This is a genomic window from Microcoleus sp. S13_C5 (genome assembly GCF_036700845.1).
In the GTDB taxonomy this organism is placed as follows: domain Bacteria; phylum Cyanobacteriota; class Cyanobacteriia; order Cyanobacteriales; family Microcoleaceae; genus Microcoleus.
Genome location: NZ_JAUBPR010000178.1, coordinates 1 through 9,935, shown reverse-complemented (window position 1 = coordinate 9,935; position 9,935 = coordinate 1). Strand labels below are relative to the sequence as shown.

Genomic DNA, 9,935 nt, shown 5'->3' with positions numbered 1-9,935 from the left:
CGGCACTGTCTTCTCCATGTGCCTCACCTTATCAGATTTTTTTGGTTTTTGCTACCCCCGTGAACTTCTACCAAAAAAGACGCTCGCCCGCGCTACGTGATGATGTGCAATTTTGACGAGTTTCACATTTACGATTTCGACCTTCAGCCGGATCAGCCTGTAGACATTATATCCCTAAAGCAATTGCCCGCGCGATCGCCCGCTTTTGCCTTCATGGAATCTACTAGCCGCCGCCCCATATTCAAAAACAACCAAGTCGAGATTACCGAAAAAGCTGCTAGCAGAATGGGGATGCTACTGGAAATGCTAATTGAGCGCGGCAAAGAGCGCAAATTTGCTAAATTTAATCAGTTTCAAGCACAGCGATTTGTGTTGCAATGCGTCTTAGCAATCTTTGCCGAAGATAGGGGACTTTTGCCGCCGGCACTCTTTACTCGCTGCGTCAAAGATTGTCTGGAAGGAGCAAGTTCTTATGATGTCTTGGGCGGCTTATTTCAAGCAATGAATCAGCAGGGAGTCACGCCCGCAGGACGTTATGAAGGAGTCGAGTATTTCAACGGCGGATTATTTTCGGAAATACACCCCATTGAACTGCAACAGGGAGAGTTGAAAATATTAGAAGTTTGTGCCGAACAAAACTGGAGTCAGGTACGCCCTTCTATTTTTGGCAATATCTTTGAATCCGCTTTGAAAACAGATAAAAAACAGCGCCGCGCTTACGGGATTCACTTTACTACAGAGGGAGACATTCGCCGCATTGTTCTGCCCACAATTAGCTATTACTGGGAAGAGCGAATTAACGCGGCAAATAGCGTAGCCAAACTGCAAAATCTGCACCAAGAATTAGGTCGCTATCGCGTCCTAGATCCGGCTTGCGGTTCGGGTAATTTTCTGTATGTAGCTTATCAGGAACTTAAGCAAGTTGAAAAGTTACTTTTAGATAAGCTAAACGAGTTCGACGGTACAAGAGGTTATATGAATTTAGTCACGCCGCAGCAATTTTACGGCATGGATATTAACTCGTTTGCGGTGGAGTTGGCGCGGGTGACGCTGATGATTGGCCGCAAGGTGGCGATCGATAATTTGGGATTGAAAGAACCTTCTCTGCCTTTAGATACTTTGGATAAAAATATTGTCTGTGCTGATGCTTTATTTACTGATTGGGTGAAGGCTGACGCGATTATCGGCAATCCTCCGTTTTTAGGCGGAAAGCACATGAGGATTGCCCTGGGAGATGAATATATTGACCGCGTGTTTAAACGTTTTCCTGATGTGAAAGATTCGGTGGATTTTTGTGCTTATTGGTTTCGCATTGCTCACAATAATTTAGAACTTAATGGCAGGGCTGGTTTAGTTGCTACTAATTCAATTAGTCAAGGTAAAAGTCGTGCTGCTGCTTTAGATTATGTCGCGCAAAATGGCGGTCACATTTATGCAGCCGTTTCTACTCAGCCTTGGTCTGGGGAAGCTAAGGTTCATGTTAGTTTGATTAACTGGAGCAAGGAAAAGCCGAAAGTTTATTATTTAGATAATCTCGTGGTTTCAAGTATTAACTCTTCGCTGCAAGCTACGATTGATGTTTCTCAAGCTGCCCAGTTGTCAGCGAACTCAAACAAATGCTTTCAAGGTATAATTCCGGTGGGCATGGGATTTATCGTTACTCAACAACAGGTTAATGATTGGATTAAAGCTGATGCGAAAAATCAAGAGGTTCTTAAACTTTTTTCAATGGGTGCAAATCTCGCAAAGAATCCTAACGGTATGCCGGAACGCTGGATTATTGACTTCAATGATATGAACATTGAAGAAGCGAGTGAATATGTGCTGCCTTTTGAGTATGTGAGAGCTCATGTCAAGCTAGAACGTGATAAAAACCGCAGAGAAGTAACTAAAGTTAATTGGTGGAAATATGGCGAAAAACGACCAGCAATGAGAAAGGCGCTCGCCCTTTTATCTCACTACTTCACTGTACCGAGAGTCTCAAAATGGGCTGTATTCATTCCCGCCCCCGTTAGTTGGCTGCCAGGGGACAAATCAGTAGTTGTTGCCTCAGAAGACTTTTATATTCTCGGCATTCTCTCATCTAAAATTCACCGAATTTGGATGCACGCTCAAAAATCAACTCTCAAAGGAGATATCGCATACACCCACAATACCTGCTTTGAAACTTTCCCATTTCCCCAGACACCGACTCGTCAATCAGTAGAGGAAATTCGGGCAACGGCGGTCGAATTGCATCAATACCGCACTCAACAAATGTCCGCAAAGCAGTGGGGAATTACTCAACTTTACAACAAATTTTTTGAAGAACCAACAAGTCAACTTTATAAACTTCATGCTAAGCTCGATCGCGAAGTAATGCAAGCTTACGCATTTACTGACCGCGACGATATTTTAGCAAAAGTGCTGGAATTAAACCTAGAACTGGCAGAAAAAGAAAAACGGGGAGAACCGGTAGTTGGGCCTTGTGCCCCAACCGACTAAAAATACTAATCGCTGTTACCATAAATTTTGTAAATTTGCGTATAATCACATAGATTGTTGATAGAGATCACACACACTGTAGTCTAAAAAGAGAGATACTAGGGGAAGCGTTGAGTATTGAGGGGTGAGTTTTGAGCTAAAGATTTCAAAATTCAAAATTAAACACTCAAAACTGCTTTCGACCTTCAGCATAAGTGCATTCTGCTTTTCTTCGCTCAATTACTCCTGATTTGTTTGGGAGGAACTTCCCATGTTATTATTTAACCACAGTCAGTCCAAAAATAGCAAAGTAGAGCAAAAGCACTATGCTCAAAAACATTTGTTACAAAATTCAACTATTAATATAACTGGGCTAAAGGCAGAATGCAACCATTTGCGGATCGGTCAAAAAATTAGCTATGGCTATGCTTTAGCTATCGGTATAGCGATTTTGGGAACTGGTGCGGGACTGAGATTGGGAGACTACTTTCGCAAGCAAGCTTTAGTTCAGGTGAATGTTGCCCAACAGCAGCAGCAAATGCTGCAAAATTTGCAAAATACCGTATTTGAAGCCCGATCGCACGCGGCGAGATTGCCAGTCGTTTTGGGAAACACGGTGTGGCTGCAATACGAACAAGAGCGGTTTTTCGGGCAAATAAATCAGGCGAAAATCCTGATTTCAGAAATTGAATCTTTCGCAGGAGAAAATCCCGATAGACTAGCAACAGAAGAGGCCACATTGCAGGCTCTCTTGAAGAAATCTGCCCTCGTCATTGATTACTACGGTCAGCTAATTAAATTGCAGTTAAAAGAAGCGGAAGTTGGGAATTTGCAGCCCAACAGCCTCGAATCCGCACAGCTACAAATGTTGAGGACTAGCAGCGGTCAAGAGGCGATCGTACTAGATAACCTTGCTCAAAATTTAACTGACCTAATTTCTACAGTAGAAATTCACAAACAGCAAGGAATCCAAGCATTAGAAGAAGCTGGAAGTTTGCGAAACCGAATTATTCTCGGGAGTATGCTAATTTCAGCACTCATCGCCGTCGCGCTGGCGGACAAAACCAGCCGGGCGATCGCCCAACCCCTCGAAACCGTTACTAATGTCGCTCAGCAAGTTGCTCGCGAATCGAATTTTAACCTGCAAGTACCAGTCACAACAGACGACGAAATCGGAGTTTTAGCGATCTCTTTCAATCAATTGATTCAGCGAGTTAGCGAATATACACAAGAACTCAAACAAACTCAAGCCCAATTAATTCAGACCGAAAAAATGTCATCTCTCGGTCAAATGGTTGCAGGGATAGCCCACGAAATCAACAATCCCGTCAACTTCATCGGGGGCAACATTGACTATGCCAACCAATACATCGAAGATTTGGCAGGTTTGGTAACTCTCTATCAAGAATATTATCCCAACCCCCCAGATGCCATTCTAGAGCGCATCGAAGACATTGAACTCGAATTTCTCAGAGAAGATTTACCAAAAACCCTCTCTTCGATGAAAATGGGAGCCGATCGCATTCGCGAAATTGTCGTATCCATGCGTAATTTTTCGCGATCGGACGACGGAAAAATGAGATCGGCCGACATTCACGAAGGAATAGATAGCACCCTCGTCATTCTCAATCACCGACTCAAACAAGGTATTCAAGTTATTAAACAATACGGCAAATTGCCTGCGCTTGAGTGCTATCCCGCGCAACTGAATCAAGTATTTATGAATATTATTAGCAATGCAATAGATGCGCTGGAGGACGTGAAAAAAGAAGACAAAGATTATTCGCCAACGATTTGGATTAGCACGGAAATTACGGCAGACAATACTGTCACCGTCAAGATTCGGGATAACGGGCCCGGAATTGCGTCCGCCAGTGCCCAACAGATATTTGACCCATTTTTTACTACAAAGTCGATCGGCAAAGGTACTGGATTAGGATTGGCTATTTCCTATCAAATCCTTGCCAAGCATCAAGGCAAAATTGAGGTAAATTCTCAAATAGGACAGGGCACGGAATTTGTGATTACTTTGCCAGTTGCTGCGTAATATCACGCAGGGCGGTCGGGATGAAGATAAAAAATCGGTTCCCACCGTCGCCCCATTTCCAAAACCAGCCGACTTGCTCAACCAATTGAAGGCCCGACGTAAAAAGTCCGGGGCGAAGTTGGCAGATATAGAGGCGGTTTGAGAAATACTAGAAAACCATTAGCGCGAAAATTGAGCGAAAAACACAACGATTGGTGACAATAAATCTGAAACCGTTGAATCATATTGTTTTCGGTTGCACCGGAATGATACCGAGGACACGGGACTGCCATGTCCTCTATATCATGTCGCTCGTGCAACCGGAAACGATATCAACATTCAACAGTCAACAATCATTCCGGTGCAACCAGAATTGATATCACAAATGATTGAAATGGATGGGGGCGGAGGGACTTGAACCCACACGACCGTTTCGGGTCAACGGATTTTAAGTCCGTAGCGTCTACCATTCCGCCACGCCCCCCTGGGGTCAAGCTGCTGTGGTTTTGAGCCACTAACAGCAACAGCCTTTTATTCTACAGCCAAAACCCCAATTTACGCAACCCCTAATCAAAAAATTCCCAAAAGTCGCGCTGGATCTCCGCAAGCGGTACAATAGTTAACCAGCTAACGGAGCGTGTCAACCGACTTACCCGTGTTATTATTCCCCTAAAGCAAATCTATGTATATTACCTTACTGCTTTACGCCGTCTTGGCCGGAGCCTACCTCCTGGTAGTACCCGCGGCCACCTACGCTTACCTGAACAGCCGCTGGTACGTCGCTACCTCTTTTGAGCGCGGCTTCATGTACTTCTTGATGTTCTTCTTCTTCCCAGGTATGTTTCTCCTAGCTCCGTTTTTGAATTTTCGGCCCAAACGGCGGCAGATAGAAGCCTAAATGCGACGTATTGACGTAATTGGAATCAGTGTCGGCTTTTTTGTAGCAGGTGGGTTTGTCTACTTGCTACTGCAATTTGCCGGACTTGACAGCATGAATGCAGGGATTTGGAGTCAGTTATTTTTGGTCGCCGGCTTGATTGGCTGGCTGGTGACTTATTTATTTCGAGCACTGACTCAAAATATGACCTACAGCCAGCAATTGCAAGACTACAAAGAAGCTGTCTTGCAGAAGCAGCTCGATGAACTCACTCCTGAAGAATTAGCCAAACTTCAAGCCGAAATAGAGCAGGAAAAAGATAATTAGTCAATAGTTATTAGTTCTCAGTTATTAGTTATTAGTGAGCTATTAGTAATTAGTTATTAGCAATAAACTGTGAACTAATGACTGGGGAATAACAACTCATGAATAGTAAGATAGACGGCTAACTAATGACTGATGACTGATATCACGTTCCCTAAAATAAGCGCAATAGGTTGGTAGTGAGGACTTCAGTCCGAGGGAGTTTTATGAGGCAGGAATTCCTCACTACAAACAAATTTGATTGCGAGCGATCGAGGGGAAATTCTATGTATGATGACTGATAACCAATGACTGATGACTAATAACTAATGACTATTTCTAATTGTTTTGAAAAGTTACGCAAGAACCACGAATGTGCATTAATTCCTTTTATTACTGCTGGTGACCCAGACTTGGAGACAACGGCTAAAGCACTGCAAATTTTGGATGATAACGGTGCAGACGCGATCGAGCTTGGCGTTCCCTATTCTGACCCGCTAGCTGACGGGCCGGTGATTCAAGCCGCTGCTACAAGGGCGCTACAGCGGGGAACGCGGTTAGATACGGTGCTGGAAATGGTAGCGAAAGTTAGTCCGAATTTGCGATCGCCCATCATTCTCTTCACATACTACAACCCGATTTTGTACCGAGGTATAGAAACCTTCTTGCAGCAAATCAAAAGTGCTGGAGTTCAGGGATTGGTTGTACCAGACTTGCCCTTAGAAGAAGCAGACAGTCTCATCCAACCTGCCAACAAATTAGGGATTGAACTAACATTATTAGTTGCTCCCACAAGTCCCAAAAGTCGTATAGAAGCGATCGCTCGTCAGTCTCAAGGATTTATTTACTTAGTCAGCGTGACGGGGGTTACGGGAGTGCGCGAAGGCTTAGAAACGAGAGCAAAAGAGTTGCTGCAAGAACTCCGCACCGTCACCGACAAACCCATCGGCGTCGGGTTTGGTATATCGAAACCCGAACACGCTCGCCAAGTGAAAGAATGGGGTGCAGACGCTGCGATTGTTGGCAGTGCTTTTGTCAAACGCTTGGCCGAAGGCACTCCAGAACAGGGTTTAGAGGCGATAGGCGAATTCTGCAAGAGTTTAAAAACAGCGATTCAAAATGCTTAGCAACTGTACAGATACTTTCAGCCATTAGACAGATGTGTGCGATCGGGATAGGCCACGACAATTGCGATTAAAGACCTTGTTGTACTTGAGATCATACATCCACTGCCTTCTGGTTCCTGACCGGAAGGTTTTTTTTGAACTGAAAAGGCCAAATATCTCAACCTAGTGCGCGCACAGAGAACCAAACAGCTATCTAGGGAAACGACATTGCCTTGTCCGGTGCGGGGTGCTGCGACTTTTAATAATTGGTAGAAGATTGAGGATTATCCATTCCTTCTTCCTGATTGCTGATGTCTATCCGCTCGCAAAGCCGAAGAGCCTTCTTCCTTCTTCTTTCTTCCTTCCTCCTTCTTCCTTCTACTATAACTTGAGGAATCTAACTTGAGATAGATGAAAATCTCCTGTTTCTATTCTTATACTAAAAAAGTGTTTAAGTGTCTAATTTGGTAAGGCTAAACATCTACAAAGCCACAAGGCATTTGAGCATCTCACAATAGAAAGGAGCATTTTTATGAAGAGACTAACTGCATTTCTGAAAAAAATTCGAGCTGTACAAATTTTAACAGTGTTTCTGGCTGGCATTTTAGTATTAGTGAGTACGGCCTGCAGCAAGGGCCCTGAGATAATGGCAGGAAAAACTGATTCGAGGATAGGAAAAACGGCCGACCAAATTAGAGAAGAAGTGCCTTCAGGCGCTGTAACTTCCGAATTCAAAGGCGGCATGAACGATTACCCCGATGTCGATCCCAGAAACAAAAAGCTTACAACACAAGAAGCAAAAGCTCAGCTACTCAAAGAGGAAGCGCAGCACCGCATCGATACCAAATCTAGCAACAATGTAGGCGAAAACGTGCGGCGGGTAGGAGACGACGCGCCTGACAAACTCGGCAAAGTTGGTGACAAGGTGAAGGAGGATGCTCGCACGGCTCAGCGCAAAGCTGATAACTTTGGCGACAAAACCAAACAAGGCCTTTCTAATCTTAAAGAAAACACTCGCGAAGGCTTGCAGGGAGCAAAAGATATTGTTAAAGAAGCCACGCAGGGAGCAAAAGAAAGAGTATCAGAGGGTACTGAGTCTCTGAGATATGGTACCAGTGGCGGCCAAGAAAATATCAATGATGCAGCGCGAGATGCAAGATAGAACGCTGAAGACACCTCGGAGAATATTTGCTAGAAAGTGAATCGAGATATTGACATAACTCAACGAGTGGCAGAAACAGCGGCAGACGCGATCGACTAATCTCAAATAACGCTGTTTCCTTCTCGGGAAGCTAGATTCCGACAGGGGTTTTAACCCCTGTCGGAATCTAGGTAAAGTCAATCGATTTTAGATTTTAGATTTTAGATTTTAGATTAAAGAATTGAAGCATTTACCCCACGGATAAATTCGGGGGGCAAGTTTCATCGGATACAGGTTTTTTATTTCGGGACGGATGAATCCGGGGGCTTGTATCCTCGATGCTTTCGGTAATGTGAAGACTACTGCCTATTACTATTTGATTTGGTTTTAACCCGTGGGAGGGCTATTAGGTCGGAAGTAGAGTGGAGGGCGAGTTTCACCACAATGCAACGGCCCTGTCCTTTTCTAGGGGGGACTGGAGTGCCACTGCTTTCACGACGGATTCTTTATAATTTCTATAGATTGTATTTGGACTTTTTAAGGTACTAACTTTTTGACCGGCTTCGCGGAAATTTGGGCGATCGAGCTATATTAAATTCAATTAATTACCCCTTGTATTTTTCAAGATATGATAAGGCAGTGTTTCTACGGTATTCCGCGTTCATTGAATCGCATTTGAGATTAATAGCAGCAACTTCTACGTAAGTAAAAAGCTTTAATCCTGATCGCCAAAGTATAAAATGTTGTTCATTAACAGATCATTGGAATTTTCGATCTGGTGATCAAAAATTATGCGGTTTATGCCCTAAGATAGATACACTAAGTTTTGTCAAGCTAATGTCGGAGTTGAGGTCAGCCGATATGGACGCAACATTAGATGTAGTAGATTTGACTGCGGTAAGGCCGGGATATCGCCCGATCGCGCAATTGTACACAGATTCTCGATCGGCTATCGATCGGTTCGTTCCCGAGAAAGAGCAACCACCCGCCGCTAAAATTCTCAAACCTACCTCGTTGTGGCTGAGGATTTCCGGGACGCGGTGCTGCCAAAATCCCAAAAAGTTGCATTAGCGACCGTTAATTGTATCGGTAGAAATAGTCCTCAACCGAACAGACATTCTCGACGAACTCGAACGCAGACCGATTATTTACAAATACATTAAACCTTCCAATCTTTCAATTAATCTTGAGTGTTACCTGTTAGATGGAGGCCTAAAATTTTTAACAAAAAGAGGCCACGGATTCGGGATATATTCGAGCCGTAATCCGCCAATCGACAGGGGAAATGGAGGCCAACCTTATCTTGGGAATTTTGTTTTGATGCTAGTAACGATGATGCACGACTTTTATGATGCGCTGGCAGATTTGGCAATCTATGCAGAGGCCGCACCGGCGGAGCGCCAACAAATCCTTAAGCGCGTTGGGGCTAGTCAGAAAAAACTCAAAGAATTCGCGCACCATACGCCGATCAATTACCAGCACAAGTTCGATCTGGTTGAAGCAGAATTGCTGGGCGTTCTGGGACAGACAGCAGAAGCAATGGAACTTTATGATCGAGCTATTACCGGAGCTAAAGCTAACGAATATGTTAATGAAGAAGCTCTTGCCGGCGAACTCGCTGCTAAGTTTTACCTGTCATTAGGAAGGGAAAAAATTGCCCGACTCTACATGATAGATGCCTATGATTGCTATGTCCGCTGGGGAGATAGAGCAAAAATTGATGACTTAGAAAAACGTTATCCTCAATTATTAAAACCGATTTTAGAACCCGCAAAACTTCCAGCAAATCCATTAGAAAATTTTCCAACACCTGCGGGGCAAAATCAGTCGCTTCATCCATCCATTCATCCATCCATTCATCCGTCTGTTTCGGCGAGCGTCTCAGATTTCGGGAATTTTTCAACACTGCTAAAAGCTTGTCAAGCGCTCTCTAGTGAAAGAGAACTAGTACACCTCGGCGTAAATACACAGACTATTAGACAGCCAAGACTTTACCCTTATATGTCCACTTAAAAGGTT

Annotated in this window: 8 protein-coding genes, 1 tRNA gene and 1 pseudogene; 9 read left to right on the top strand and 1 reads right to left on the bottom strand. The window is 44.1% G+C overall.

Features of this window, described 5'->3' with window-relative positions:
* Positions 1–87: 87 nt before the first annotated feature.
* From QUA04_RS27380 to QUA04_RS27370, 3 genes and pseudogenes are all read left to right on the top strand, one after another.
* A pseudogene (locus QUA04_RS27380) lies at positions 88–303 on the top strand (type IIL restriction-modification enzyme MmeI); the annotation flags it as partial.
* Positions 286–2,484 (top strand): DNA methyltransferase, encoded by a 2,199-nt coding sequence (locus QUA04_RS27375; RefSeq protein WP_333263268.1) that lies wholly within the window; start codon positions 286–288, stop codon positions 2,482–2,484. The pseudogene QUA04_RS27380 and the gene QUA04_RS27375, both read left to right, overlap by 18 nt.
* A gap of 250 nt (positions 2,485–2,734) precedes the next feature.
* Positions 2,735–4,510 carry an ATP-binding protein gene (locus QUA04_RS27370; protein ID WP_333263265.1) on the top strand — a complete coding sequence of 592 codons (1,776 nt, stop codon included), beginning with the start codon at positions 2,735–2,737 and terminating at the stop codon, positions 4,508–4,510.
* Between the two features lie 378 nt (positions 4,511–4,888).
* On the opposite strand, the gene QUA04_RS27365 is transcribed toward QUA04_RS27370, so the two are convergent.
* Positions 4,889–4,973: transfer RNA gene (locus tag QUA04_RS27365), tRNA-Leu, on the bottom strand.
* Between the two features lie 198 nt (positions 4,974–5,171).
* On the opposite strand from QUA04_RS27365, the gene ndhL reads away from it, so the two are divergent.
* The 6 genes from ndhL to QUA04_RS27335 all read left to right on the top strand — a co-directional run bounded on the left by ndhL (position 5,172) and on the right by QUA04_RS27335 (position 9,929).
* Positions 5,172–5,387 (top strand): NAD(P)H-quinone oxidoreductase subunit L, encoded by a 216-nt coding sequence (gene ndhL / locus QUA04_RS27360; RefSeq protein ID WP_193972727.1) that lies wholly within the window; start codon positions 5,172–5,174, stop codon positions 5,385–5,387.
* A complete protein-coding gene (locus QUA04_RS27355) occupies positions 5,388–5,693 on the top strand; it encodes a DUF3007 family protein (RefSeq protein ID WP_333083757.1) in 306 nt (101 codons plus the stop codon).
* 305 nt (positions 5,694–5,998) lie between these two features.
* Positions 5,999–6,796, top strand: coding sequence for a tryptophan synthase subunit alpha (gene trpA, locus QUA04_RS27350; RefSeq protein ID WP_333263261.1), 798 nt, complete (start codon positions 5,999–6,001; stop codon positions 6,794–6,796).
* 511 nt (positions 6,797–7,307) lie between these two features.
* A complete protein-coding gene (locus QUA04_RS27345; RefSeq protein ID WP_333263260.1) occupies positions 7,308–7,937 on the top strand; it encodes a DUF6658 family protein in 630 nt (209 codons plus the stop codon).
* 840 nt (positions 7,938–8,777) lie between these two features.
* Complete coding sequence (locus tag QUA04_RS27340; protein WP_333263257.1) at positions 8,778–8,987, top strand: hypothetical protein; 210 nt, start codon at positions 8,778–8,780, stop codon at positions 8,985–8,987.
* A 246-nt stretch (positions 8,988–9,233) separates the two neighbouring features.
* The gene (locus QUA04_RS27335) at positions 9,234–9,929 is read left to right on the top strand and encodes a hypothetical protein (protein WP_333263254.1); all 696 of its coding nucleotides are present in this window, start codon (positions 9,234–9,236) and stop codon (positions 9,927–9,929) included.
* Positions 9,930–9,935: the final 6 nt, after the last annotated feature.

Coding starts and splice junctions, on each gene's coding strand:
- QUA04_RS27345 (WP_333263260.1), top strand. CDS start 7,308: ATGAAGAGACTAACTGCATTTCTGAAAAAAATTCGAGCTGTACAAATT.
- QUA04_RS27355 (WP_333083757.1), top strand. CDS start 5,388: ATGCGACGTATTGACGTAATTGGAATCAGTGTCGGCTTTTTTGTAGCA.
- trpA (WP_333263261.1), top strand. CDS start 5,999: ATGACTATTTCTAATTGTTTTGAAAAGTTACGCAAGAACCACGAATGT.
- QUA04_RS27370 (WP_333263265.1), top strand. CDS start 2,735: ATGTTATTATTTAACCACAGTCAGTCCAAAAATAGCAAAGTAGAGCAA.
- QUA04_RS27340 (WP_333263257.1), top strand. CDS start 8,778: ATGGACGCAACATTAGATGTAGTAGATTTGACTGCGGTAAGGCCGGGA.
- QUA04_RS27375 (WP_333263268.1), top strand. CDS start 286: ATGGGGATGCTACTGGAAATGCTAATTGAGCGCGGCAAAGAGCGCAAA.
- ndhL (WP_193972727.1), top strand. CDS start 5,172: ATGTATATTACCTTACTGCTTTACGCCGTCTTGGCCGGAGCCTACCTC.